We start from the raw sequence: 24709 nt of genomic DNA on the forward strand, positions 1-24709 counted from the left end.
CGCCGAGCGTGCGAGGCGTGGGGGGAAGGGTGGTCCTTCTAGTCGTGGACGGGGGCCTCGTGGCCGGCGTGCGCCTCGGCCTCGATCTGGAAGGTGCAGTGCGGGACGTCGAAGTGGTCGCCGAGGCAGGCGCACAGCGCGTCGAGCACGCGGCCGCCGTGCCCCGCCGCCAGGGCCTCGTCGGTGACGACGACGTGCGCGGACAGCACCGGCAGGCCGGAGGTGATCGTCCAGGCGTGCAGGTCGTGGACGCCGATGACGCCGGGCACCCCGAGGACGTGCGCGCGCACCTGGTCGAGGTCGACGTCGCGGGGCGCGGCCTCCAGCAGGACGTCGAGGGACTCGCGCAGCAGCGCCCACGCCCGGGGCAGCACCAGGCAGCCGATGAGCAGCGCGGCGATCGTGTCGGCCGGTGTCCACCCGGTCAGCGCGATCACGCCGGCCGCGACGAGGACGGCCACCGAGCCCAGCGCGTCGCCGAGCACCTCGAGGTGCGCGCCGCGGACGGCGAGCGACCCCCGGCGGCCGCGGTGCAGCAGCGCCAGCCCGGCGAGGTTGGCGGCCAGGCCCCCGGCGGCGACGGCGAGGACGACCCCGGAGGTGATCTCGGGCGGGTCGCCGATCCGCCGCACCGCCTCGACGAGGACGAACACCGCGACGCCGGCCAGCAGCAGCCCGTTGGCCACCGCGGCGAGGATCTCCACCCGCTGCCAGCCGAAGGTGCGCCGCCCGCGGGCGGGGCGCTGCGCCAGCGTCACCGCCCCGAGGGCGAGGCCGACGCCGAGCGCGTCGGTGGCCATGTGGCCCGCGTCGGCGAGCAGGGCCAGCGAGCCGGAGACCAGCGACCCGACGACCTCGGCGACGAGGACGGCGAGGGTGAGCCCGAGGACGACCGCCAGCCGCCCCCGCGAGGCCGCCGCGGCGGTGGCGTGCCCGTGCGCGTGTCCGTGTGCACGGCCGTGTGCGTGCCCGGCTCCCATCGGCCCACCTCCCCCTCCAGTGTCCTCCGACGGCACGCGCCCCCTGCCCGGACCTGCCGGGAGGGGGCGTGTGTCGTGTGACGGGCTGGAACGGCCCCGCTGCAGGGGCCCGCGCCGAGCTCGCGAGGCGGGGGGGCAGCGGGGTCCTTGCTCAGATCGCGACGCCGCGGTCCCGCAGCCACGGGAGCGGGTCGATCCGCTCGCCGTCGATGCCGCCGACGTGCACCTCGAAGTGCAGGTGCGGGCCGGTCGACTGACCGCGGTTGCCCAGCAGCGCGATGGTGTCGCCGGCGCGGACCACCTGGCCGGGCTGCACGAGGATCTCCTCCATGTGCCCGTAGACGGTGACGTCGCCGTTCTCGTGCTGGATGTACACCGCGAGGCCGAAGCCGCTGGCGGGGCCGGCCTCGAGGACGACGCCGTCGGCGGCCGCGTACTCCGGCGTGCCGATGGGCGCGGCGAGGTCGATGCCGGCGTGCAGCGTGCCCCAGCGGGCGCCGAAGCCGCTGGTGAGCCGCGCCCCGCTGACCGGCAGCACGGTCCTGGGCCGGGCGGCCTCGGCGGCCGCGGCCGCGGCGGCCTCCTGGGCGGCACGGTCGGCGTCGGCCTGGACCTGCGCCGCGGCGGCCTCCTGCGCCTCGCGGGCGTTGCGGCTGGCGGTGACCGCGCCGAGCAGGGTGGCCTCCGAGCGCAGGGTCGCGACCTCGGCGGCCGCGGGGAGGTCCTGGTCGGCGATGCCGAGCTCCTCGGCCACGCTGACCGAGGAGCTGACCGCCTCCGGACCGTCGGCCTGGGCGACGCGGTCCCCCGCGGAGAAGGAGCCGATCCCGACGGCGCCGACCAGCGCGGCGGCGAGGTAGAAGGCGGGCCGGCGGCGCGGCAGCTGCCGCAGCCGGGCCAGCGCCCGGTGCCGGCCGTGGCCGGCGACGACGGTGACCGGGACGCGCTCCTCTGCGGCGTCGGCCCCCTCGGGCTCGACGGCGGCGGTGTCGTCGGCGCCCGCGGCGGTGACGGCGGCCAGCGCCTGGGCGTCGGCGGCCTCGACCAGCTCGGCGGCGTCGGCGACGGCAACGGCGACGGCGAGGACCTCGGCGGGCTCGGCGGCCTCGGGAGCCGGGGCGGGCTCGGTCCCGGTGACGACGGTGCGGGCCTCGAGGCCGGCCACCGGGGTCGCGGGAGCAGGCGTCTCGACGGCGGTCGCCTCGGGCGAGGTCCGCGGCGACGGCGTGGGCCGCGGCCGGGGGCTCGGACGGCGGGCGGGGCGGGACTGGGATCGGGACTCGGTGCGGTCCCCGCTCGGCGACGTCTCCCCCTGACGTCGGTACGGGGTGGGCCGCGGGGCCGTCGTCGCGGCGTCGGCGGGTCGCCCGTCGGGCGACGCTGCCGCTGCCTTCCGGAGGGGGGTGCCGGCCGCGGACTGCGCGGCCGTCCCTCCGTCGAGGAGGCGGTCCGGGTGGAGCTCGGTCATGCACCTGACTTCCGTCGGGGACAGGGACGTCGTGCTGTGCCCGGGGGAGCGGGCGGGGCCCATGTAAACACGCCGTGACCGTTACGTGATCTGACGACCTGGGTATGGAGGGCCAAATGCGTGACCCGGGTCACCGAGCTGCACGGGTGTCATTCGACGGTGCGTCGAACTGACGTGACGCACCGTGATCAACACGCCGGTTGAGCGTTGAACGAGGGGCGAGGAGGCCCACACCGGGCACGAGGCCCCTGGACAGCCCGATCGACAGCGCTTCCGGCCGACGACCCGAGGAGAGGATCTCGTGCGCGCAGTGACCTGGCACGGACGTGCCGACGTACAGGTGGACACCGTCCCCGACCCCACGCTGCAGGAGGACACCGACGTCGTCGTCGAGATCACCTCGAGCGGCATCTGCGGGTCCGACCTGCACCTGATCGAGGTGATGGCGCCGTTCATGACCAAGGGCGACGTCATGGGCCACGAGCCGATGGGGATCGTCCGCGAGGTCGGCTCCGCGGTGACGGCGGTGAAGCCCGGTGACCGCGTCGTCGTCCCGTTCAACATCTCCTGCGGGACCTGCTGGATGTGCTCGCAGGGCCTGCAGTCGCAGTGCGAGACCACCCAGAACCGCGACCAGGGCTTCGGCGCCTCGCTGTTCGGCTACACCAAGCTCTACGGGCAGGTGCCCGGCGGCCAGGCCGAGTACCTGCGGGTGCCCTTCGGCAACACCCTGCCGATCAAGGTCCCGGACGGCCCGCCGGACGACCGCTTCGTCTACCTCTCCGACGTCCTGCCCACCGCCTGGCAGGCGGTGCAGTACGCCGCGACGCCGCCCGGCGGCACGCTGCTCGTGCTGGGCCTGGGGCCGATCGGCGACATGTGCACCCGGATCGCCCACCACCTGGGCATCGAGAACGTGTACGCCTCCGACGTCGTCCCGGAGCGGCTCGAGCGGGCCACCGCCCGCGGCACGCACGTCATCCGCTCGACGAAGAAGGACGACGTCGTCCGGCAGATCCAGGACGCGACCGCCGGCCGCGGGGCCGACGCGGTGATCGACGCCGTGGGCATGGAGGCGCACGGCTCGCCGCTGGCGCAGATCGCGCAGAAGGCGACCGCGGTCGTCCCGGACGCGATCATGGAGAAGGTCATGCAGGTCGCCGGCATCGACCGGCTGGCCGCGCTGAACACCGCCATCGACGCGGTCCGCCGCGGCGGCACCATCTCGCTGTCCGGGGTCTACGGCGGCGCCACCGACCCGCTGCCGCTGATGCGGATGTTCGACAAGCAGATCCAGCTGCGGATGGGCCAGGCCAACGTGTGGCGCTGGGTGCCCGACATCCTCCCGCTGCTGGTCGACGGCGACCCGCTCGGCGTCGACGACTTCGCCACCCACCGGGTGCCGCTGGAGCAGGCGCCGCAGGCCTACGCCGACTTCCGCGAGAAGAAGGACGGCGCGGTCAAGGTGCTGCTGCAGCCCTGACCCGGGTGTGAGCACACCCACCGGCCGCGCGGGGCATGTCCCGCGCGGCCGGTGCCTTGCCCATCGGTAGGTAGTCCCCCCGCAGGACCCAGCACGGACGACGACGTCCGCACGCTCCCCGTCCGCCGTCGTCCCTCCTGGAGTCCCCCGTGCCCCGCGGTCTGCTCGCGCTCGCCATCGGCGCCTTCGGCATCGGCACCACCGAGTTCGTCGTGATGGGCATGCTGCCCGAGATCGCCGGCGGCCTCGGGGTCTCGGTGTCCGCCGTCGGCCTGCTCATCTCGGCCTACGCGGCCGGCGTCGTCCTCGGCGCGCCGACGCTCACCGCGCTCGGCGTCCGGTTCTCCCCGCGACAGACGCTGGTCGCGCTGATGGTCGTGTTCGTCGTCGGCAACGCGCTGTCGGCGGTGGCGCCCACCTACGAGACCCTCGCCGCGGCGCGGGTGCTGACCGCCCTGGCGCACGGGTCGTTCTTCGGCGTGGGCGCGGTGGCCGCGCGGCGGCTGGTCCCGCCGGAGCGGGCCACCCAGGCGATCTCGCTGATGATGGTCGGGCTGACGCTGGCCAACGTCGTCGGCGTCCCGCTCGGCACGTTCGTCGCCCAGCAGCTGAGCTGGCGGCTGGTGCTCGGCGCGATCGCCGGCATCGGGCTGGTGACGATCGCCGGGCTGCTGACCTGGCTGCCCGCCGGCACCGGGGAGCGCGGGGACCTGCGCGCCGAGCTGGCCGCCTTCCGCCGTCCCCAGGTGTGGCTGGTGCTCGGCCTGACGATGGTCGGCTTCGCCGCGCTGTTCGCCGTCTACAGCTACGTCAGCCCGATCCTCACCGACCTGGCCGGCCTGCCCGAGGGCTGGGTGACGCCCGTGCTGGCGCTGTTCGGCGTCGGCACCACCGTCGGCACGCTGGCCGGCGGCCGCCTCGGCGACCGGTTCGGCTGGACGTTCGTCGTCGTCGGGCTGCTCGCCACCGCGGTGCTGCTGGCCGCGTTCGCCTTCCTCGCCCGCACCCCCGCGGCCGCCGTCGTCCTGCTGGTGCTGTTCGGCACGGTCGCCTTCGCGATGGGCCCGGTCGTGCAGAACGGCGTGATCGTGGCCGCGCGGGTCTCCGGCGGCAGCCTGGTGTCGGCGGCCAACCAGGCGGCGTTCAACGTGGCCAACGCGGTGGGCGCGGCGCTGGGCGCGCTGGTCATCTCCCTCGGCCTGGGCTACACCGCGCCGATGTGGGTGGGCGCGGGCCTGGCGCTCCTGGGCAGTGGCCTGGCGCTGGTCGCCCGGCGGGCCGACCGGCGCGAGACCGCCCGGGTGACCGCCGACGTCGGCCGGTGGCACGCGGAGGTCGGCAGCCGGCTGGCCGCCTGAGGGTTCTCCCGGCCTCCCCGGGTAGGAGGCGGGCATGACGACTCCGACGGCCGAGAGGTCGGGACAGTTCACGCTCGGGGACCGGCCGGTCCACCGCATCGGTTACGGCGCGATGCAGCTGGCCGGCCCGCACGTCATGGGCCCGCCGGCCGACCGGGAGGCCGCCGTCGCCGTCCTGCGCCGGGCGGTGGAGCTGGGCGTGGACCACGTCGACACCAGCGACTACTACGGCCCGCACGTGACCAACGAGGTCATCCGCGAGGCGCTGCACCCCTATCCCGAGCAGCTGACGATCGTCACCAAGGTCGGCGCCCGCCGGACGCCGGACGGCGCGTGGCCCGAGGCGCTGTCCGCCGACGAGCTCAAGCAGGCCGTGCACGACAACCTCGACCACCTCGGCGTCGACGTGCTCGACGTGGTCAACCTGCGCATGCCCGGGTTCGCCGCGCCGGTGGAGCGCTCGCTGGCCGAGCCGTTCGAGGCGCTGGCCGACCTGCAGCAGCAGGGCCTGATCCGCCACCTGGGCGTGTCCAACGTGACGACGCAGCAGTACGCCGAGGCGCGGTCGATCGCGCCGGTGGTGTGCGTGCAGAACCACTACAACCTCGTGCACCGCGACGACGACCCGATGCTCGACGCGCTCGCCCGCGAGGGCGTCGCCTACGTGCCCTTCTTCCCGCTCGGCGGGTTCACGCCCCTGCAGTCCGCGGCGCTGGAGACGGTCGCGCGGCGGCTGGAGACCACGCCGATGCAGGTGGCGCTGGCGTGGCTGCTGGCCCGCTCCCCCAACGTCCTGCTGATCCCGGGGACGTCGTCGGTGGCACACCTCGAGGAGAACCTGCAGGCCGGCGCGCGGGTCCTGGGGCCGCTGGAGATGGCGGAGCTCGACCGCATCGGCGGCACCGGCGAGCCCGACGTCGACCTCTGACCCGCCGGGCCCCGAGCGGCAGAAATGGCCATCTCCGCCGCTCAGGGCCCGGCGGCGTGTGCCACGAGCTGGTCGACCGCGGCCTCGAGCACCGCGCGGGTGGCGGCGGTGTCGCGGTCGACCAGCCAGGTCGTCGTCGCGCCGTCGACGACGGTGACCAGCAGCCGGGCCAGCTCCGGCACCGGCCGCCGCCAGGTGGCGCCGGTCGCGGCGGCGGCCTCCTCCAGCAGGCGGGTCGCCGCCGCGGTGTAGGCGCGGTACTGCGCGGCCGCCACCGGCCGCAGCGCCGGGTCGCGCACCGCGTGCAGCGTCAGCTCCAGCATCAGCGCCTCGGCGCCGGGCTCGCGCTCGAGGTGGTCGAGGTAGCCGGCGGCGGCCGCGCGCAGGCAGCCGGCCAGGCCCGCGGCCGGGTCCAGCCCGGCGGTGGCGGCGGCCAGCTCGCGGCCGACCACGCGGGTGACCAGCTCGCGCAGCAGCTCGTCGCGCGAGGAGAAGGCGTAGTGGAAGGCGGCCAGCGGCATCCCCGCCTCGGCGACGACCGCGCGGGTGGTGCCGGCGGCCAGGCCGTCCCGGGCCATCACCCGCAGCGCCGCCTCCACCAGGGCCGCGCGCCGCTGCGCGGCCGGCAGCCGCGGCACCTCAGGCCAGCCCGGCGGGCTGCCCGGCCGGGCCGAGGACCCGGGCGAGGTGGGCGTTGGCGAACACCCCGGCGGGGTCCAGCCGCGCGCGCAGCGCGGCGAACTCCTCGAACCGCGGGTACCGCTGCGCCAGCGCCGCGGCGTCCAGGCCGTGCTCCTTGCCCCAGTGCGGGCGCCCGCCGGCGGCCAGCGCGATCGCCTCGAACGCCGCGAAGTACCCGCCGGGCTCGCTGCGGGCGGGCACGTGGACGGCGACGTAGGCGGTGTCGCGGCCGTAGGCGGTGGACAGCGGGACGTCGTCGGCGGCGGCGACGCGCACCTCCACCGGGAACGGCACCCGGTGCGGGCCGGCGTCGACCACCCGCCGCAGCTCCGCCAGCACGGCCGGGGCCGCCTCCCGCGGGAGCGCGTACTCCGTCTCCCGGAACCGCACCCGCCGGCGGGACACGAACACCCGGTGCGCGACGTCGGTGTACGTGCGCCCGCCCCACCCGCCGGCACAGACGCGGGCCAGCGGCGGCACCAGCGCGGGCACCCGGCGGCCCGCGGCGACGACGGCGGCGAAGCCGGCGTTGGCCAGCACCTGGTCGTCCCAGAACGCGCGTGCCCGGCCCAGCGGCGCGACCTCGGCCAGCGGCACCCGGGTGTTGCGCAGGGTCCGGCACCGGTCGGTGTGCGGGAACCAGTAGAACTCGACGTGGTCGGTCGAGGACGTGAAGCCGTCGAAGTCGGCCAGCAGGTCCGGCAGCGCGGCGGGGCCCTCCTCGGCGCGCAGCGCGAACGCCGGCACCGCCTGCAGGGTCACGGTGCTCAGCACGCCGAGGGCGCCCAGGCCGACCCGCGCGGCGGAGAACACGTCGGGGTGCTCGTCGGGCGAGCAGCGCAGGACCGACCCGTCGGCGGTGACGAGCTCCAGCCCGCGCACCTGCGTCGCCAGCCCGCCGAACCGGGCGCCGGTGCCGTGGGTGCCCGTGGAGATCGCGCCGGCGACGGTCTGCCGGTCGACGTCGCCGAGGTTGGTCAGCGCCCAGCCGCGGGCGGCCAGCTCCACGTTCAGCCGGTGCAGCGGCATGCCGGCCTGCACGGTGACCAGCCCGGCGTCGTCGACGCCGACCAGGCCCGCGTGCCGGTCCAGCGCCAACCCGACGTCCTCCGGGCGGCCGATGCCGGTGAACGAGTGGCCGCTGCCCAGGGCGGTGACCCGGCGGCCCGCGGCGGCGGCGTCCTGCACCGCGGCGGCGATCTCCTCCGTGCCCGCCGGGTGCACGACGGTCACGCCGTCCGCCCGTTGGTTGCCGGCCCAGTTGCGCCAGGTGCCCACGCCGCCTCCTCCGCTGGTGGGCGGCAGCGTCCCGTGCCCGCTGGACCGGGTCAAGCGACTGGGACGCTTGACCCACTCGACGGTCCGCGAGGATGCTGCCGCGCCATGACCTCCCCGGCCGCAGCGCGGGCCCGGCTGGACCGGGCGACCGCGGACCTCGACCCGCCGCTGGCCGTCCTGGACCTCGACGCGCTGGACGCGAACGCCGCCGACCTGGTCCGCCGCGCCGGCGGGCGCCCGGTCCGGGTGGCGAGCAAGTCGGTGCGCAGCCGCGCGGTGCTGCGGCGGGCACTGGCCCGGCCCGGCTTCGCCGGCGTGCTCGCCTACACACTGGCCGAGGCGCTGTGGCTGGCCGGGGGCGAGGACCCGGTGTCCGACGACGTCGTCGTCGCCTACCCCTCGGTGGACCGCGCGGCGCTGCGCGCGCTGGTGGCCGACCCTGCGCTCGCCGCGCGGGTGACGCTGATGGCCGACTCCCCCGACCACCTCGACGTCGTCGACGCGGTGGCGCGGCCCGGCTCGCGGCCGCCGGTGCGGATCTGCCTGGACCTCGACGCGTCGCTGCGGGCCGGGCGGCTGCACGTGGGGGTGCGCCGGTCGCCGGTGCACGACCCGGCGGCCGCCGCGGCGCTGGCCCGGGCGGTGTGCGACCGGCCCGGCTTCGCCCTGGTCGGGCTCATGGCCTACGAGGCGCAGGTCGCCGGCGTGCCCGACGCGCCGCCCGGGCGCCCGCTGCGCGGCCTGGCGGTGCGCGGGGTGCAGGCGCTGTCGGTGCGGGAGCTGACCGCCCGGCGGGCCGCCGCGGTGGCCGCCGTCTCCGCCGTCGCGCCGCTGGCGTTCGTCAACGGCGGCGGCACCGGGAGCCTGGAGCGGACCGCGGCCGACCCGTCGGTCACCGAGGTCGCCGCGGGCTCGGGGCTGTACCAGCCGACGCTGTTCGACGGGTACCGCGCCTTCCGCGGCCGCCCGGCACTGCTGTTCGCGCTGCCGGTGACCCGCCGCCCCGCCCCCGGGACGGTGACCGTCGCGGGCGGCGGGTGGATCGCCTCCGGACCGCCCGGCGCCGACCGGCTGCCGCGCCCGGTGCACCCGGCCCGGCTGCGGGTGCTCGGCACCGAGGGCGCCGGGGAGGTGCAGACGCCGCTGCGCGGTCCGGATGCCGACGGGCTCGCCGTCGGTGACCGCGTCTGGTTCCGGCACGCCAAGGCCGGCGAGCTGTGCGAGCACGTCGACGTCCTGCACACGCTGGCCGGCGACCGGCTCACCGGCGCCGTTCCCACCTACCGCGGCGAGGGCCACGCCTTCGGCTGAGCCCCCCGACGTGATCATCGGACGCGTGCCCGCGACACGGTCGGACACGCCGGCCGACCGTGCACACGTCCGGTGATCGACTGGCCGAGGCGGCAGAGATGGCCATTCCTGCCGTCCCTGGGGAGCGCCTCAGTCGGCGTCGTTGGCGAGGAGGGCCCGCGCCTCGGCGGCCTCCTCCTCGGTGAGCCCGCCCGAGCCCTCCGGGTGGTCGACCTGGGCGTCGACCCAGCGCCGGTGCGCCTCCCACGCCGACTGCCGGGTGGCGCCCAGCGCCCGGCCGATCTGCGCCCACGACGCGCCGGTCGCCCGCGCCGTCCGGACGGTGAGCTGGCGCCCCTGGGCCGCCCGCCGGGCGACCACCTCGCCCAGCGCCAGCAGCTCCAGCGCCTCCTCGCGGGTCAGCGGCCGCGGGCCGGCCGGGTCGTCGGGGTCGGCCAGCGAGTCGCGCGTGCGCAGCTCGTCGTAGCGGCGGACGGCGCTGGCGAGGGTGTGCCGCCGTTCGAGGTCGTCGACGTCCATGACCCATCGTCCGTCAGGACGGCCTGACAGGCACGGGATGCCGACGCGCGGCCGCCCCGACGGGACGGGTGCTTCTCCTGCGGCGGCTGAGACGCCTCCGGGCGGTTCGGATCACTTGCGGGGCAGTTCGGCCGAAGAACGACACGGTCTCGATCCGATTCCACCCAGCCCTCGCGAGGAGCCGTTCCGTGTCCCACCCCCCGCAGGCGCCGTACCAGCAGCCCTACGCTCCGGTCCAGCCGCCGTACGCCCCCCAGCAGAAGGGCGCCGGCCTGGCCGTCGCGTCGATGGTCCTCGGGATCATCGCGCTGCTGCTGAGCTGGGTGCCGATCATCAACAACGTCGCCGCCGTGATCGCCGTCGTCGGCCTGGCCCTGGGCATCCCCGCGCTGCTGCGCGCCCGGCGCGGCACCCACCGCGGCAAGGGGCTGGCCATCACCGGCCTCGTCACCTCGGTGGTGGCCATCGCCGTGGTGTTCGCGACGCAGGCCTTCTACGCCAGCGTCGTCGACGAGGTCGCCGACAGCCTCGACCAGGAGCTCAGCAGCGAAGGTGTCCTGCCCGACGGCGGGACGGCGGGGCTGCTCGAGCCCGCCCCCGAGGAGGCCGCCCCGGCCGACGAGGTCGTGCCGCTGGGGGTCCCGGCCCAGGTCGGCGACTACCTGGTCACCGTGGACGCCGTGGAGCTCGACGCCGACGAAGCCGTGCTGGCCGCCTACGAGTACAACGAGCCGGCCACCGGCCAGTACGTGCTCACCCAGCTGACCGTCACCTACACCGGCACGACGGAGGGCATGCCCGGCTTCGACCTGACCACCGTCTTCCATGGTTCCGACGCCCGCCAGTACAGCGACGCCGAGTGCACGGCGATCCTGGCCGACGACGCCATGGACGCCCCGACCCTCAACCCGGGCGGCTCGGACACGTTCCAGTTCTGCATGGACGTCCCGCCGGCCGCCATCGCGGGCGGGCAGCTGTCCGTCGAGCCGACGGTGAGCTTCGACTCGACCGACCGCGTCTTCTACGCCCTCCCGTAGTCCCACGCCGCTCGTCCCCGGCCGGACCTCCCACGACGGAGGTCCGGCCGGTTCCGTTCGCGGGTGCTCATCGCGCCCGGACGACCCGCGTCTCGTCGAACACCGGCTCGGCGGACTCGTACACCCGCCCGTCGGCGCCGAAGACGAGGAACCGGTCGAAGGAGCGGGCGAACCAGCGGTCGTGGGTCACCGCGAGCACGGTGCCGTCGAACGCGGCCAGCGCCTCCTCCAGCGCCTCGGCGGAGAGGACGTCGAGGTTGTCGGTGGGCTCGTCGAGCAGCAGCAGCGTGGCGCCGGACAGCTCGAGCACGAGCACCTGGAAGCGCGCCTGCTGCCCGCCGGACAGGGTCCGGAACGGCTGGTCGGCGGAGTCGGTGAGCCCGTAGCGGCGCAGTACCGCCATCGCCCGCCCGCGGTCGACGCCGGGCCGGCCGGGCTCGCCGTGCCACAGCAGGTCCACCGGCGTGCGGTCCTGCCACTCCGGGTGCGCGTGGGTCTGGGCGAAGGAGCCGGGGACGACGCGCGCCCCGAGCCGCCACGACCCGGTGTGGGCGACGTCCTGGCCGGCCAGCAGCCGCAGGAAGTGGGACTTGCCCGCGCCGTTGGCGCCGAGGACGCCGACCCGGTCGCCGTACCAGACCTCCAGGTCGAACGGCTGCATGAGGCCGGTCAGCTCGAGCTGCTCGGCCATGACCGCCCGCACGCCGGTGCGCCCGCCGCGCAGCCGCATCGTCACCTGCTGCTGCGGCGGCCGGTCCGGCGGCGGCCCGGCCGCCTCGAACTTCGCCAGCCGGGTCTGCATCGCCCGGTACCGCGAGGCCATGTCCGGGGAGTTGGCCGCCTGCTGCTGCAGCGTGCGGACCAGCTCGACGAGGCGCTCGTGCTCCTCCTCCCAGCGGCGGCGCAGCTCCGCCATCCGCTCGTGCCGCGCCTCGCGGGCCTCGGGATAGGAGGACCACCCGCCGCCGTGCACCCACGCCGTCCCGCCCTCGACGGTGACCACCCGGTCGGCGACGGTGGCGAGCAGCTCGCGGTCGTGGCTGACGAACAGCACCGTCTTGCGGGTCTCCAGCAGCCGCTGCTCCAGCCAGCGCTTGCCGGGGACGTCGAGGTAGTTGTCCGGCTCGTCCAGCAGCAGCACCTGCTCGGGCCCGCGCAGCAGCGCCTCGAGCGCCAGCCGCTTCTGCTCCCCGCCGGACAGCGTGGACAGCTCGCGGTACTTGCACCGGTCGTAGGGGACGCCGAGCGCCGCGACGGTCACCGTGTCCCAGGTGACCTCGGCGTCGTAGCCCCCGGCGTCGCCCCACTGCGCGAGCGCGTCGGCGTAGGCGAGCTGCGCGGGCTCGTCGTCGGTCTCCATGAGGGCCAGCTCGGCGGCCTCGACGGCGGCCCAGGCGGCGCGCACCGCGGGGGCGGAGAGGTCGACGAGGAAGCGCTGGACGGTGGTGTCGTCGCGCACCGAGCCGATGAACTGCCGCATGACGCCGAGGCCGCCGCTGCGCGCGACGGTGCCGGCCTCCGGCACGAGGTCACCGGCGACGATCCGCAGCAGCGTCGTCTTGCCCGCGCCGTTCTCGCCGACCAGCGCCGCGCGGGCGCCCTCGCCGATCCGGAACGAGACGTCGTCCAGCAGCACCCGGCCGCCCGGCAGCGTGTACCGGACCCCGCTCACGTCGACGTAACCCACCCCGACATCGTCCGGGGCCGGGCAAGTGGATTCGGCGGGGCCTCCTCAGCCGACCGACTGGAGGCGGGTCCGGGCCAGCCGCTCCACCATCTCCGGCAGCGCGGTCGCGGGGACGCCGCTGAGGTCCTGCCGGGACATGCGGACGACGTTGCCGACGACCTGGGGCCGCAGCCGGGTGCCGAACTCCTCCACGAGGCGCGTGACGGCCTGCTCGACGCTGGGGTCGGCGGGGATCTGCTCGATCGACGTCATGGGCGCGCGGGACTCCTCGCTCGGTCCGTGCGGGGTACGGCGTCCACGGTGGCGGGTGGGACGGGTGTTAAACAGGGACCTTCGTCCCCCGCCGAGGACCGGCCCGGCGTGTCGGTCAGGAGACGAAGAAGGTGTTGCCGCCCGACGACGTGACCGCGGCGGCGTCGCGCACCAGCGCGGCGAGCTCGGCCCGGTCGACCCGGTCCAGCGAGGTGAACCGGATGCAGCTCTTGCCGCAGGACACCCGCCCCAGACGCGCGGCGCGCGCCTCGGGCAGGTACTCGCCGTCGACGACGGCGCACACGTACAGCGACAGGTGCCGCTTCTGCGCGGCGAGGGCGACCAGCGGCCAGCGGGTGGTCTCCCTCGCCGACCGGGGCCGGTAGGGCAGCAGGCCGTAGCCGAGCATCCGCCCCGCCCCGGCCGGCACGAGCTCCCGGTCCAGCCCGGGCGCGGCCTCGCGGACCAGGGCGTCGACCCGGCGCAGCTCCGCCTCGCGCGGCCCGGCGGCGGCGAACCACTCCTCGACGGTGTCGGTCACGGACCGGACGGTAGCGCCGCCGGACGACGTCTCAGGCAGGTCGCCGTCCCCAGAGCAGGGTGTCGAGCGCGGTGCCGTCGGGCGTCTCCCGGCGGACCTGCTCGAGCCGGTCGACGTCGAGCAGGCCGGCGACCGGGGCCAGCCGCCGGGTGCTGTGCAGGATCGCGGGGTCCTGCGGCCCGCCGACGCCGGCGGGCACGTTCTCGGCGTCGTGGCCCAGCAGCAGGAACCGCCCGCCGGGGCGCAGCCAGCCGACGGCCCGGCGGAGGGTGTCGGTCATCGGCGGGTCCGGCAGGTGCAGGTAGGCGACCAGCACCAGGTCGAGGGAGGCGGGCGGCGCCGACCAGGTGGTCACGTCGGCGGTCACCCAGGTGACCCGGCCGGCGTCCGGCTGCGCCTGCCCGCGGGCCAGGCCGGTGGCAGAGAAGTCGACGGCGGTCACGCGCCAGCCCCGCCGGGCGAGCCACAGCGCGTGCCGGCCCTCCCCCGCGGCCAGGTCGACGGCGTCGCCCGGCGGCAGGTCCTCCACCAGTGCGGCGACCAGCGGGTTGGGCTCCCCCGACCACTGCTGCCGCTCGGCGTATCGCGCGTCCCAGTCCTCGGCCTGCACGGGCCGCAGTGTGGCAGCGACGACGTGCGCACCGCCCGGGCCGGGGCGAGGGTGGGCGGGTGAGCGCCCTCCGGCTGGTCCGCTTCGAGCCGGAGCACCTGCCCGCCGTCACGCCGTGGTTCGACGACGAGGCGACGCGGCGGCGGCTGGGCGGCCGCGAGTGGCCGGTGCGGGAGATGGCGCTGCGCAGCACGCGGTGGACCGACGAGTTCCGCGGGCGCCGGGTGCTGCGCAGCCACTCCTTCGTCGCGCTCGACGACACCGGGCGCCCGGTCGCCCAGCTCGGCGGGGACGTCTACGACCGGTGGACGACGTGGGACCCGGTGGCCGAACGGGTCCTCGCCACCGACGCGCGCCGCACGATGGGCGTCGCCTACGTCGTCGACCCGGCGTGCCGGGGGCGCGGCCACGGCAGCGCCGCGCTGCGGGCGCTGGTGGCCACGCCCGAGACCGCCGACGTCGAGCAGTTTGTGCTGGGCATCGAGCCGGACAACGCGGCGAGCCTGCGGGTCGCCGCCGCGGCCGGGTTCACGCCGCTGACCACGGAGCCCGACGCGGAGGACATGCTCTACCTGCACCGGGAGCGCTGACCGGGGCGGCGCCGTGACCGAGGATGGCCCCGTGCCCGCACACGTCTCCGACCCCGACGACCTCGCGCTGCACGGCCCCCGGGTGCTCGGCTTCGCCTCCCCGGGACGGATCGCCGCCCGCTTCGGGCTCGACCGCGACGAGGTCGAGGATCGGCTGATCGAGCACGCCACCCGGGGCTGGGTCACCCACACCCGCTTCGCCGACAGCGCCGGGTGGTCGCTCACCGAGGCCGGCCGCGCCGAGGACGAGCGGCGGATGGGCGCGGAGCTGGAGCTGACCGGCGCGCGGGACGTGGTCGCCGAGGCCCACGGCCGGTTCGTCCCGCTCAACCGCAGGTTCGGGAAGGTGTGCACCGACTGGCAGCTGCGGCCGACCCGCACCGAGCCGATGGCCGCCAACGACCACACCGACTGGAGGTGGGACGAGCGGGTGCTGCGGGCGCTGGGGACGCTCGGCCGCGACCTGGCCGCGGTGACCGACCCGCCGGCCCGCTGCCTGCAGCGCCTGGACGGCTACTCCGACCGCTACGCCGCCGCGCTCGCCCGGGTCGACCGCGGCGAGCGGCGCTGGGTGGACTCCCCCGAGGTCGACTCCTGCCACACGGTGTGGATCCAGTTGCACGAGGACCTGCTCGCCACGCTGGGGCTCGAGCGCGGGCAGGACGCCTGACGGTCACCCCCGGCTGGCACCCTCCCGGCATGACGACGGTGACGCCCCGGGAGGTCGCGCTGCTGCGCCTGGTGGCCCAGCGGGTGGCCGGGCCGCCGTTCCCCGACGCCGCGGCGGCGGTGCGGGCGCTCGGCGCGGTGCAGGGCCAGGACCTGCCCGGGGCGCTGACGTCGGTGGCGCTGCGCACCGCCGGCCGCTCCCGCACGGGGGTGACCGCGGCCCTCGACGCCGGCGACGTCGTCCGCTCGTGGCCGATGCGCGGGACGCTGCACCTGGTCGCCGCCGAGGACCTGCCGTGGATGCTCGAGCTGCTGGGCGGGCGGGTGCTGGCCGGCGCGGCGAAGCGGCGGGCGGTCGTGGGGCTGACCGAGGAGGACCTCGAGCGGTCGCGGGAGGTCGCCGTCGCCGCGCTGACCGGCGGGCGGCGGCTGGGCCGGGCCGCGCTGCTGGCCGCCCTCGGCGACGCCGGCTGCGACGTCGCGGGCCAGAGGGGCTACCACACGCTCTGGTACCTCTCCCAGACCGGGACGCTGGTGCTCGGCCCCACCGACGACGGCGACCAGGCGTTCGTGCTGCTGGACGAGTGGGTGCCCGCGCAGCGCCGCCTGGACCGCGAGGAGGCGCTGGCCGAGCTCGCGCTGCGGTTCTTCACCGGGCACGGGCCGGCCACCGTCGCGGACCTGGTGCGCTGGGCGGGCACGACGGTCCGTGACGCCCGCGCGGGCCTGGCGCGGGTGCGGGACCGGCTGGCCGCGGTCGACGTCGGCGGCACCGAGGCGTACCTCGACCCGGAGACCCCGGAGCGGCTGGCCGCCTGCCGCGCCGACGCCGAGGGGCTGCACCTGCTGCCCGGCTTCGACGAGGTCGTCCTCGGCTACGCCGACCGCACCTGCACGGTGCCGCCGGAGTTCGCCGACCGCATCGTGCCCGGCGGCAACGGGGTGTTCCGGTCCACCGTCGTCTGCGGCGGCCAGGTGGTCGGCACGTGGCGGTGGACCGGGAAGGGCGCGAAGCGGGTCGCCACCGCCGAGCCGTTCACCGCCTTCCCCGAGGGTGTCGCCGAGCGCGTGCCGGAGCTCGCCGCCGCCCTCCCCTGACGCGTGGTCGCCGGTGTTCTCGGCCGCCGCGCGCTCGGCACGCGCACGGCCCTGCAGCACCGGCAGTGCACCGAGGACGCCGGCGACGAGCCGCTTCTGCGGTCCTGGGACCGCTCTTGCGGGGTTGCAGCACCGCAAGAGAGGGGGCAGCACCGCGGAAGTCGCTCGGACGCCGGTCCTGGAGCCCGTCTCGCGCAGCTGGAGCTCCGCAGGAGCCCGGGAGCGTGGAGAACGCACCTGGAGCCGAACCCGACCGCAGTGCGGGCTCTCCTCGTCCGCTGCCCGTGCTGCAGCACCGGCAGCGCACGGGGAACCCCGGCAGTGCGCGGCCGGGAGGCGACGGCGGGGTCGCCGGGGAAGGCTGGGCGCATGGAGACGACGGCATGAGGTACGTGCGCCTGGGCGCCACCGGCCTGGAGGTCTCGCGGATCTGCCTCGGGATGATGAGCTTCGGCGAGCCCGACCGCGGGATGACGCCGTGGAGCCTGCCCGAGGACGAGGCGATGCCGCTGATCCGCAAGGCGCTCGAGGCCGGCGTCACCTTCCTCGACACCGCCAACGTCTACTCGGCCGGCTCCAGCGAGGAGATCACCGGGAGGGCGATCCGCGAGTTCACCACCCGCGACGACGTCGTCCTGGCCACCAAGGTGCACGGCCGGATGCGCCCGGGCCCCAACGGCGGCGGGCTCTCCCGGGTCGCGATCCTGCGCGAGCTCGAGGCCAGCCTGCGCCGGCTGCAGGTGGACCACGTCGACCTCTACCAGATCCACCGCTGGGACCCCGCCACGCCGGTCGAGGAGACGCTCGAGGCGCTGGACTCGGCCGTCCGCACCGGCAAGGTGCGGTACCTGGGCGCGAGCAGCATGTGGGCCTGGCAGTTCGGCAAGGCGCTGCACCTGGCCGGCGAGCGCGGCTGGCACCGGTTCGTGTCGATGCAGGACCACTACAACCTGCTCAACCGGGAGGAGGAGCGGGAGATGCTGCCGCTGTGCGCCGACCAGGGCATCGGCGTCATCCCGTGGAGCCCGCTGGCCCGCGGCCGGCTGACCCGCGACTGGGACGAGACGACGCACCGCTCGGAGAACGACGCGTTCGGCGGCCGCCTCTACGACGAGGCCGGCGACCGGGCGATCGTCGAGCGGGTGGCCGAGGTGGCCCGCGAGCGCGGCCTCCCGCGGGCGCGGGTGGCGCTGGCCTGGCTGCTGTCGAAGCCGGTGGTCACCGCGCCGATCGTCGGCGTCACGAGGGCCGCGCACCTCGACGACGCCGTCGCCGCCGTCGACCTGCGGCTCACCGACGAGGAGGTCGCCCGCCTGGAGGAGCCGTACCGCCCGCACGCCGTCGTCGGCTTCTGAGCCTCAGGTACTCGCGCACCACCAGCACGGTCAGCAGCAGGTCGAGGCCGCCCGCCGCCCACATCCCCCACGAGCCCCGGTCCACCGCCAGGTACACCTCGTAGCCGCCGAACAGGCCGAGGACGGCGGCGGCGACCGGGTAGGCGGGCAGCACCTCGCGCAGCAGCGCGACCACGAGGCCCAGCTTCACCAGGCCGTGCAGGGTCAGGTAGACGACGGCGAAGGTCCGCTCGGTGCCGAGCGCGGCCTCGCCGGCGAGGACGCGCCCGGCCAGGGCGCCGTCCGGGCTGCCCAGCAGGTGGTGGCCGACCACCCGGCGGGTCAGGCCGTCCAGCGCGCGCGGGCCGGCCGCCAGCAGCGCCAGGCCCGCCAGCAGCTCCACCGCGCCGTCGAGTCCCTTGACGAACAGCGGCGCGCAGCAGCCGGTCGGTGGTCGTGCCGGGCATGGTCCCGGAGCCGGGCGCGGCGCGTCCAGGGACCGGGATCACGCCCGCGGCGCGCGGCCGGGCCCGCGGGGCGCGGCGACGATGGGAGGGTGACCGCCGTCCGCCCGCTCCTCGGCCCGCCGGTCCCCCCACTCCGGGCGCTGTGGCAGGCCGGCGGGCGCCGCGGGGTGACCGCCGCGGCCTGCCTGGTGCTGACCCTGGCCGCCGGGGTGGCGCTGGGGCGCCCGGACCTCGGCTCGGCGGCGGGCCTGGCGTCGTTCACCGCGGTCTACGGGCACGCGCTGCCCTACCGCCGGCGCGCGGGCGTCGTCGCCGTCGTCGGGGTGGTGCTGGTGGCGAGCAGCACCCTCGGCGCGCTGGCCGGCGGGCACCCGGCCGCGCTGGTGCTCGTCTGCGCGGCGCTGGCCGCGGCGGCCGCCGCGGCGGGCGTCGTCCGGCGGGTCGGCCCGCCCGGCCCGCTGGGCGTCGTCCTGGTGGCCGGCGGCTCCAGCGCGCTCGGCACGACGCCGAGCGGGCTCGGCGCGCACGCCCTCGCCGCCGCGGCCGGTGCGGCGCTGGCCTGGGCCGGCTGCATGCTGCCCTGGCTGTGGGACCCGGCCGGCCCCGAGCGGCGCGCGCTGGAGGCGGCCGAGGCGGCGGTGGGGACGGCGGCGGGAGGCGGTCTCCCGGCGGGCGCGGCCCGGGCGGTGCGGCTGGCCGACGTCGCGGTCCGCGGCGGCAGCGCCCGCGGCGACGGCCGGCTGCGCGCCCGCCTCGACGACGTCGAGCGGCGGTTCCTCGCCGCGCTGCCCGCGGCGCCCCCGCCGGCGGCCGCCCCGCCCCTCGACCCGGCACCGTCGCGGTGGTGGCACGCCCCCGCGGCGGCGACGGCGCTGCGCCTCGGCGTCGGGTCGGCCGCCGCGGGCCTGGCCGCCGTCGCGCTCGGGCTGTCCAGCCCCTACTGGGCAGTGACGACGGCGGTCGCGGTACAACTGGGCACCGACGCCCGCGCCACCCGCGCCCGGGGACTGCAGCGCGCGGTCGGCACCGCCCTCGGCGTGCTGGTCGCGGGGCTGCTGGTCGCGCTGGACCCGCCGGTCGCCGTCGCGATCGCGCTGGCCGGGCTGCTGCAGCTGGCCGTCGAGCTGCTCATCGCCGCGCAGTACGTGCTCGCGGTCTCCTGCATCACCCCGCTGGCGCTGCTGCTGGTGCACCTCGGCATCCCGGCGCCCACCGCCGGGCAGCTGGTCGCCGAGCGGCTGGCCGAGACCGGCGTGGGCGTCGTCGCCGCGCTCGCCGCGGGCCTCACGCTGCTCCCCCGCGCCTCGAGCCGGCGGCTGCCCGCGGCGGTGCGGGAGGTGACCGCCGCGGCGGCCGCGGGCGACGACCGCCGGCTGCACGCCGCGCTCGACCACCTGGCGGAGGTGTCGGCCGCCGCCCGGGCCGAGCTGCTGCCCACGCCGGCGCTCACCGCCCGGGTGCACGCCGCGCGGGTCGTGGCCGACCTGGGCTGGGGCCTGCTCGGCGCCCGCGCCCGCGGCGACGACGCCGTGGCCGCCGACCTCGGCCGCCGGCTCGCCGCGTCCTAGCTGTCGCAACCAGACACGTTGTTGACGGTCGGCGTGGCGGGTTGATTGTGAAGGAGACCTCCGGAAGGAGTGGCGATGTCTGACGTCGCCGTTGCCAACCGGAGGTCTCCGTGGCCCACGCTAATGCCCGCACCACCGTCTATGCCCGCAAGCTGATCGTCGTCCGCGTCCTGGCCGGGCACCGGCCTGGCGAGGTGGCCAAACAGCTGGGAATCAGCCGGCAGACGGTCTACAAGTGGCTGCGCCGCTGGCGCACCGAGGGGGCCGCCGGGCTGGCCGACCGCTCCTCCCGCCCGCACCGGATGCCGCGGCGGAGCTCACCGGAGACGGTCGGGCGCATCCTCACCGCCCGGCGGGAGCACCACGCCGGGCCACTGCGGCTGGCCGCGCTCCTCGGCATGGCCGCCTCGACGATCGGCGCGGTCATCGCCCGGGCCGGAGTGCCTAGGCTGGCCGATCTCGATCGGCTCACCGGCGAGCTGTTGCGCGGCCGGCGGCACAGCGACCGCCGCTACGAGCGCGAGCATCCCGGCGAGCTGCTGCACGTCGACGTGATGAAGCTCGGCCGCATCCCCGCCGGCGGCGGCTGGCGGGTGCACGGCCGGGCGGGCACCGTCGACCATCGGCACAAGCCGACCCTGATCGGCTTCGACTTCGTGCACGTGGCCATCGACGACCATTCCCGAGCCGCCTATGTCGAGGTGCTGCCCGACGAGCGCACCGGCACCTGCGCCGGGTTTCTGATCCGCGCGGTGGCCTGGTTCGCCGCCCAGGGCGTCGCGGTGGCCCGGGTGCTCACCGACAACGCCATGAGCTACCGCCGCGGCGCCGCTTGGATCACCGCCTGCGCCGAGCTCGGCATCGCCCGCCGCTTCATCCAGCCCGGCCGGCCCTGGACCAACGGCAAGGCCGAGCGGTTCAACCGCACGCTGCGCACCGAGTGGGCCTACGCCACCGGCTGGACCAGCAACGACCAGCGCACCGCCGCCCTCGACAGCTGGCTGAGCCACTACAACACTGCCCGCAGCCACTCCGCCCTCGGCGGTCACCCACCGATCAGCCGCCTCGCCGCGTGAACAACCTGTCCGGTCAGGACACCTAGCCGGCCAGCTGCGGCGCGAGCTCCTCGAGGTCGTCGAGCACCAGCCCGGCGCCGAGCGGGCCCAGGCCGAGGAACCAGCGGTCGTCGTCCACCGCGACCGCGCGGCCCTCGGCGACCGCGGGGATCGACTGCCACAGCGGCCCGGCGGTGACCTGGTCGGCCGCCGTCGCGCCGTCGGCCCCGTACGCGCCGTAGAAGAGCAGGTCGCCGTCGGCCTGGGTCACCTGCTCGGGCGAGACCTCGACGAAGGTCTCCGCCGTCCGCTGCAGCTCCGGCCGGGCGAAGCCGACGTCGGCCAGCACCGACCCGATGAACGAGCCCTCGCCGTAGAGCCGCACCGTCGTGCCGTCGAGGAAGCGGGCGACGCTGACCTCGGTCTGCGCCGGGTCGCCGTAGAGGCCGCCGACCTCCTCGGCCCGCGCGGCGAACTCGTCGAGCAGGTCCTGCGCCTGCTCCTCGCGGCCGAGCGCCTCGCCGGCCAGCAGCAGGTTCTCCTGCCAGCTCTCCCCGATGGCCTCGGCGAACACGGTGGGGGCGATCTGCGCGAGCTGGTCGTAGACGTCGGCGTGCCGCACGGAGTTGGACAGGATCAGGTCCGGCTCCAGCGCCGCGATCGCCTCCAGGTCGGGCTCGGCGATCGTGCCGACGGCGGCGATGTCGGCGGGGTCGACGCCTGCCTCCGCCACGAACCCGGGCAGCTCGTCGCTGACGTCGGTGCGGACCGCACCCACCGGGGTCACGCCGAGGGCGAGGGTGGCGTCGAGCTCCCCGGTGTCGAGGACGACGACCCGCTCGGGGGTGCCGGCGACCTCGGTCTCCCCCATCGCGTGCTCGACCGTGCGCGTCTCCTCCGCGGGCGCCGCCTCGGCCACGGGGTCGGTGTCCCCGCACCCGGTCAGCAGCGCCGCCGCCAGCAGCAGCCCGCCCGCCGTCGTCCCGGCGACCCGCCGGCCCGTTCCCGCACAGAGCACCGTTGCCCTCCTCCCGGCACCGGACCGCCCGGCGCCGGGAGTCAACTTAGGACAGCCTCTCCTCAGTCGAGAGGGCGGGTCAGTTCTCCCGCTCGACCAGGAAGACGGGGATGACGCGGTCGGTCTTCTGCTGGTACTCGGCGTAGGGCGGGTAGGCGGCCACCGCGCGCTCCCACCACTCGGCCCTCTCCTCGCCGGTGATCTCGCGGGCGACGCCGTCCCAGGGCTCCGGGCCGTCCTGCACGGTCACCTGGTCCGGGTGCTTGCGCAGGTTGGCGACCCAGGCCGGGTCCCTCGGCGCCCCGCCCTGGGAGCCGACCATCGCGTAGACGCCGTCCTTCTCGACCCGCATGAGCGGCTGCTTGCGGACGTTCCCGGTGCTCGCCCCGCGGGTCGAGAAGACCACGACGGGCAGGCCGGTGTCGCGCAGCGTGTTCGCCTCGCGGCCGCCGGTCGCCTCGTAGCGCTCGACCTGGTCGCGGACCCACTGCTGCGGGCTCGGCTCGTACTTCCCCTCCAGCGGCATGCCCCGACCGTAGGCGCGACGAGTCCGCGCCGCCCGGCCGGTCACCCCTGGCGGAGGCGGCGAGGAGAGGAGAGCGGGATGGCACGGCTCGTGGTCACCCAGAACGTCACCGTCGACGGCGTCGCGGAGGCCGTCGACGACTGGTTCGCGCCGCAGCGCGACGACCCCTCGGACCTGCTGGAGGTGGTCCGGGAGCAGATGGCCGCCCAGACGGTGTTCCTCACCGGCCGGCGCACCTTCGAGGACATGCGGTCGTACTGGCCGCGGCAGACCGACGACCGCACCGGCATCACCGCGCACCTCGACGCGGTGGAGAAGGCCGTCGTCTCGCGCACGCTGACCGAGCCGGGCTGGGGGAACACCACGGTGCTGTCCGGGGACCCGGTCGAGGAGGTCCGCCGGCTGGTGGCCGACCGGGACGGCGAGGTCGGGGTGACCGGCAGCATCACGCTGTGCCACGCGCTGATCGGCGCCGGGCTGCCCGACGAGTACCGGCTGTTCGTGCACGCCCGCGTCCTCGGCCGCGGCCGGCGGCTGTTCCCCGACGGCACCGACGTCCGGCTCACCACCGCCGGCTCCCGCGCTCTCGCCGGCGGCGTCACGCTGCTGACCTACCGGCCGGCCTGACCGTCAGCGGGCGTCGACGGTGTGCGGGACGAAGAAGCTGAGGTTGTCGGTGATCAGCCCGTCGCTCTCGCGGATGCCCAGGCCCGCGGGCTCGCCGTCGACCACCCAGGCGCCGAGCACCGGGTGGTGCGGCCCGTCGACGCCGGCGAAGTCCGGCAGCGGCGCGAACTCCTGGACGACGAACCCCTCGGTGCCGTAGCGGCCAGGCATCGCGGTGACCACCTGGCCGCCGCGGACGACCTGCACGTTGGCGCCCTCGCGGCCCCACAGCGGCTTGCGCACGTAGTCCCGCCACGACGAGGGCATCTCGTCGGCGAAGTAGGCCGGCAGCAGGTACTGCCCGAGCACCGGGTCGTTGCCGAACAGCTGCCACAGCACCGGCAGCAGCGCCTTGGTGCTCCACAGCATCTTGTAGACCGGCTCGACCCACGTGGTGCCGCCCGGCCGGGCGGCGTCGGCGAGGACGGCCGCGCCGAACTCGTCGTCGACCAGCCACTCCCAGGGGTAGAGCTTGAAGACCACGTCGAGGTGGCGGCCGGCGGGGTCGTAGAAGCGGCCGTCGCCGGAGTCCAGCGCGACATCCTCCACCAGGACCTCGACCGCCTCGTAGCCGGCCTGGACGACGGTGTCCATGAGGTAGGCGACGGTCATCCGGTCCTCTCCGGAGGTCTCCGCGCTGGTCCACGCCAGGTGCACCCGCGGCCGCACCCCCGTGCGCCGCTCCCAGCGGGTCAGGTTGCGCTGCCAGGCGGCGACCAGCTTCTCGTGCAGCGCGTTCCACTGGTCGCGGCCCTGCCCGGTGAACAGGTGCCAGTTCCACTGGGTCACCGCCGCCTCGACCAGGCCGGTCGGGGTGTCGGCGTTGAACTCCAGCAGCTTGGGCGGGCCCTCGCCGTCGTAGCGCAGGTCGAAGCGGCCGTAGACGCTGGGCGGCTCGGCCTCCCAGGAGGCGCGGATGCCGGAGCGGGCGATCAGCGGGATGCCCATCCGGTCGAACAGGTCGTGCTCGATGACGTGGTCGCCGGCGGCGACGCACATCTCGAACAGCTGCGCGACGGCGCCCTCGAGCCGCTCGACCTCCGCGGCGGTGAAGTCGTAGTACGGGCCCTCGCGCCAGTAGCTGCGGACCTCACCGCCCGGCGTCGTCGTCCGGTTGTAGACCAGCCCCTGCGCCTCGACCTCGGCCTCCCAGCCGGGCCGGACGACGCCGCCCTCGACGCGCCGCACTCAGGAGCCCGAGCCGCCGCCGACGCCCGAGCCGATGCCGCCGGTCACCCGCTGGCCGGCGGACACCTTGCCGGTGGCGGGCAGCCCGTAGCGCTGGCGGGCCGCGGTGTCGGTGGGGTTGACGCGGGTGCCGCCGGCCGGCAGCACCGTGCCGACCGGCAGGCCGGGACGGAAGGCGCCCAGGTACAGGAAGAACAGCCCGCCGCCCCCGCGGTAGTCGTCGTCGCAGTAGTCCTCGTCGACGATCTCGCCGTCCTCGTTCGTGCAGTAGGCGACCTGCTCCTGCTCGTCGTCGGAGCCGCAGCCGGCGAGGAAACCGGTGGCGGCGGTGGCCAGCACCGTGGTGGTCAGGGCGCTGCGCACCCGGTTGCCGAACGCCATGGGCTCCTCCCCGTGT

Annotated in this window: 26 protein-coding genes; 12 read left to right on the forward strand and 14 right to left on the reverse strand. The window is 76.2% G+C overall.

Annotation, left to right across the window (positions count from 1 at the left end; all coding sequences use genetic code 11):
- Window positions 1-38: 38 nt before the first annotated feature.
- On the reverse strand, window positions 39-980 hold the full coding sequence (locus tag ACI8AA_RS15550) for a cation diffusion facilitator family transporter (RefSeq protein WP_457045300.1): 942 nt from the start codon (window positions 978-980) through the stop codon (window positions 39-41).
- 151 nt (window positions 981-1131) lie between these two features.
- The gene (locus ACI8AA_RS15555; RefSeq protein ID WP_457045301.1) at window positions 1132-2145 is read right to left on the reverse strand and encodes a M23 family metallopeptidase; all 1014 of its coding nucleotides are present in this window, start codon (window positions 2143-2145) and stop codon (window positions 1132-1134) included.
- Window positions 2146-2749: 604 nt separating this feature from the next.
- Between ACI8AA_RS15555 and ACI8AA_RS15560 the strand changes: the two genes are divergently transcribed.
- From ACI8AA_RS15560 to ACI8AA_RS15570, 3 genes are all read left to right on the forward strand, one after another.
- Complete coding sequence (locus ACI8AA_RS15560; protein WP_457045302.1) at window positions 2750-3931, forward strand: alcohol dehydrogenase catalytic domain-containing protein; 1182 nt, start codon at window positions 2750-2752, stop codon at window positions 3929-3931.
- A gap of 149 nt (window positions 3932-4080) precedes the next feature.
- Window positions 4081-5289, forward strand: a complete 1209-nt coding sequence (locus ACI8AA_RS15565) for an MFS transporter (RefSeq protein WP_457045303.1) — start codon at window positions 4081-4083, stop codon at window positions 5287-5289.
- A gap of 34 nt (window positions 5290-5323) precedes the next feature.
- Window positions 5324-6217 (forward strand): aldo/keto reductase family oxidoreductase, encoded by an 894-nt coding sequence (locus tag ACI8AA_RS15570; protein ID WP_457045304.1) that lies wholly within the window; start codon window positions 5324-5326, stop codon window positions 6215-6217.
- Window positions 6218-6258: 41 nt separating this feature from the next.
- On the opposite strand, the gene ACI8AA_RS15575 is transcribed toward ACI8AA_RS15570, so the two are convergent.
- Together ACI8AA_RS15575 and ACI8AA_RS15580 are read right to left on the reverse strand one after the other, a co-directional pair.
- A complete protein-coding gene (locus ACI8AA_RS15575; RefSeq protein WP_457045305.1) occupies window positions 6259-6855 on the reverse strand; it encodes a TetR/AcrR family transcriptional regulator in 597 nt (198 codons plus the stop codon).
- Between the two features lies 1 nt (window position 6856).
- Window positions 6857-8176, reverse strand: a complete 1320-nt coding sequence (locus ACI8AA_RS15580; protein WP_457045306.1) for a D-arabinono-1,4-lactone oxidase — start codon at window positions 8174-8176, stop codon at window positions 6857-6859.
- 105 nt (window positions 8177-8281) lie between these two features.
- Here ACI8AA_RS15580 and ACI8AA_RS15585 point away from each other — a divergent pair, with 105 nt between their 5' ends.
- Entirely contained in the window at window positions 8282-9487 is a 1206-nt protein-coding gene (locus tag ACI8AA_RS15585; protein ID WP_457045307.1) for an amino acid deaminase/aldolase, read from the forward strand.
- Between the two features lie 129 nt (window positions 9488-9616).
- Here the strand turns inward: ACI8AA_RS15585 and ACI8AA_RS15590 are convergent, their stop codons facing one another.
- A complete protein-coding gene (locus ACI8AA_RS15590) occupies window positions 9617-10006 on the reverse strand; it encodes a hypothetical protein (protein WP_457045308.1) in 390 nt (129 codons plus the stop codon).
- Window positions 10007-10194: 188 nt separating this feature from the next.
- Here ACI8AA_RS15590 and ACI8AA_RS15595 point away from each other — a divergent pair, with 188 nt between their 5' ends.
- Window positions 10195-11043, forward strand: coding sequence for a DUF4190 domain-containing protein (locus ACI8AA_RS15595; RefSeq protein ID WP_457045309.1), 849 nt, complete (start codon window positions 10195-10197; stop codon window positions 11041-11043).
- A gap of 67 nt (window positions 11044-11110) precedes the next feature.
- Here ACI8AA_RS15595 and ACI8AA_RS15600 read toward each other — a convergent pair whose 3' ends face one another.
- The 4 genes from ACI8AA_RS15600 to ACI8AA_RS15615 all read right to left on the reverse strand — a co-directional run bounded on the left by ACI8AA_RS15600 (window position 11111) and on the right by ACI8AA_RS15615 (window position 14133).
- On the reverse strand, window positions 11111-12730 hold the full coding sequence (locus tag ACI8AA_RS15600; RefSeq protein ID WP_457045310.1) for an ABC-F family ATP-binding cassette domain-containing protein: 1620 nt from the start codon (window positions 12728-12730) through the stop codon (window positions 11111-11113).
- 45 nt (window positions 12731-12775) lie between these two features.
- A complete protein-coding gene (locus ACI8AA_RS15605; protein ID WP_457045311.1) occupies window positions 12776-12982 on the reverse strand; it encodes a hypothetical protein in 207 nt (68 codons plus the stop codon).
- 115 nt (window positions 12983-13097) lie between these two features.
- Complete coding sequence (locus ACI8AA_RS15610) at window positions 13098-13523, reverse strand: DUF1801 domain-containing protein (protein WP_457045312.1); 426 nt, start codon at window positions 13521-13523, stop codon at window positions 13098-13100.
- Between the two features lie 31 nt (window positions 13524-13554).
- Window positions 13555-14133, reverse strand: coding sequence for a class I SAM-dependent methyltransferase (locus tag ACI8AA_RS15615; RefSeq protein ID WP_457045313.1), 579 nt, complete (start codon window positions 14131-14133; stop codon window positions 13555-13557).
- A gap of 59 nt (window positions 14134-14192) precedes the next feature.
- Here ACI8AA_RS15615 and ACI8AA_RS15620 point away from each other — a divergent pair, with 59 nt between their 5' ends.
- The 4 genes from ACI8AA_RS15620 to ACI8AA_RS15635 all read left to right on the forward strand — a co-directional run bounded on the left by ACI8AA_RS15620 (window position 14193) and on the right by ACI8AA_RS15635 (window position 17845).
- Window positions 14193-14723: a GNAT family N-acetyltransferase gene (locus ACI8AA_RS15620; RefSeq protein ID WP_457045314.1), complete on the forward strand. Its 531-nt coding sequence runs from the start codon at window positions 14193-14195 to the stop codon at window positions 14721-14723.
- Between the two features lie 31 nt (window positions 14724-14754).
- Entirely contained in the window at window positions 14755-15393 is a 639-nt protein-coding gene (locus ACI8AA_RS15625; protein ID WP_457045315.1) for a hypothetical protein, read from the forward strand.
- 29 nt (window positions 15394-15422) lie between these two features.
- Window positions 15423-16490 carry a winged helix DNA-binding domain-containing protein gene (locus tag ACI8AA_RS15630; protein WP_457045316.1) on the forward strand — a complete coding sequence of 356 codons (1068 nt, stop codon included), beginning with the start codon at window positions 15423-15425 and terminating at the stop codon, window positions 16488-16490.
- A 383-nt stretch (window positions 16491-16873) separates the two neighbouring features.
- Complete coding sequence (locus ACI8AA_RS15635; RefSeq protein WP_457045317.1) at window positions 16874-17845, forward strand: aldo/keto reductase; 972 nt, start codon at window positions 16874-16876, stop codon at window positions 17843-17845.
- On the opposite strand, the gene ACI8AA_RS15640 is transcribed toward ACI8AA_RS15635, so the two are convergent.
- On the reverse strand, window positions 17781-18320 hold the full coding sequence (locus ACI8AA_RS15640) for a DUF2127 domain-containing protein (protein WP_457045346.1): 540 nt from the start codon (window positions 18318-18320) through the stop codon (window positions 17781-17783). The genes ACI8AA_RS15635 and ACI8AA_RS15640 overlap by 65 nt on opposite strands.
- Before the next feature lie 60 nt (window positions 18321-18380).
- Between ACI8AA_RS15640 and ACI8AA_RS15645 the strand changes: the two genes are divergently transcribed.
- Window positions 18381-19859 carry an FUSC family protein gene (locus tag ACI8AA_RS15645; protein WP_457045318.1) on the forward strand — a complete coding sequence of 493 codons (1479 nt, stop codon included), beginning with the start codon at window positions 18381-18383 and terminating at the stop codon, window positions 19857-19859.
- A 110-nt stretch (window positions 19860-19969) separates the two neighbouring features.
- Window positions 19970-20935: an IS481 family transposase gene (locus tag ACI8AA_RS15650; protein ID WP_457045319.1), complete on the forward strand. Its 966-nt coding sequence runs from the start codon at window positions 19970-19972 to the stop codon at window positions 20933-20935.
- A gap of 22 nt (window positions 20936-20957) precedes the next feature.
- Here the strand turns inward: ACI8AA_RS15650 and ACI8AA_RS15655 are convergent, their stop codons facing one another.
- Together ACI8AA_RS15655 and ACI8AA_RS15660 are read right to left on the reverse strand one after the other, a co-directional pair.
- The gene (locus ACI8AA_RS15655) at window positions 20958-21932 is read right to left on the reverse strand and encodes an ABC transporter substrate-binding protein (protein ID WP_457045320.1); all 975 of its coding nucleotides are present in this window, start codon (window positions 21930-21932) and stop codon (window positions 20958-20960) included.
- A 79-nt stretch (window positions 21933-22011) separates the two neighbouring features.
- Complete coding sequence (locus ACI8AA_RS15660) at window positions 22012-22458, reverse strand: nitroreductase family deazaflavin-dependent oxidoreductase (protein ID WP_457045321.1); 447 nt, start codon at window positions 22456-22458, stop codon at window positions 22012-22014.
- Window positions 22459-22536: 78 nt separating this feature from the next.
- Between ACI8AA_RS15660 and ACI8AA_RS15665 the strand changes: the two genes are divergently transcribed.
- Window positions 22537-23085, forward strand: a complete 549-nt coding sequence (locus ACI8AA_RS15665) for a dihydrofolate reductase family protein (protein ID WP_457045322.1) — start codon at window positions 22537-22539, stop codon at window positions 23083-23085.
- A gap of 3 nt (window positions 23086-23088) precedes the next feature.
- On the opposite strand, the gene ACI8AA_RS15670 is transcribed toward ACI8AA_RS15665, so the two are convergent.
- Window positions 23089-24312, reverse strand: coding sequence for a glutathionylspermidine synthase family protein (locus tag ACI8AA_RS15670; protein WP_457045323.1), 1224 nt, complete (start codon window positions 24310-24312; stop codon window positions 23089-23091).
- Complete coding sequence (locus ACI8AA_RS15675) at window positions 24313-24693, reverse strand: hypothetical protein (protein WP_457045324.1); 381 nt, start codon at window positions 24691-24693, stop codon at window positions 24313-24315.
- Window positions 24694-24709: the final 16 nt, after the last annotated feature.

It is taken from the genome of Geodermatophilus sp. SYSU D01180 (assembly GCF_054050415.1).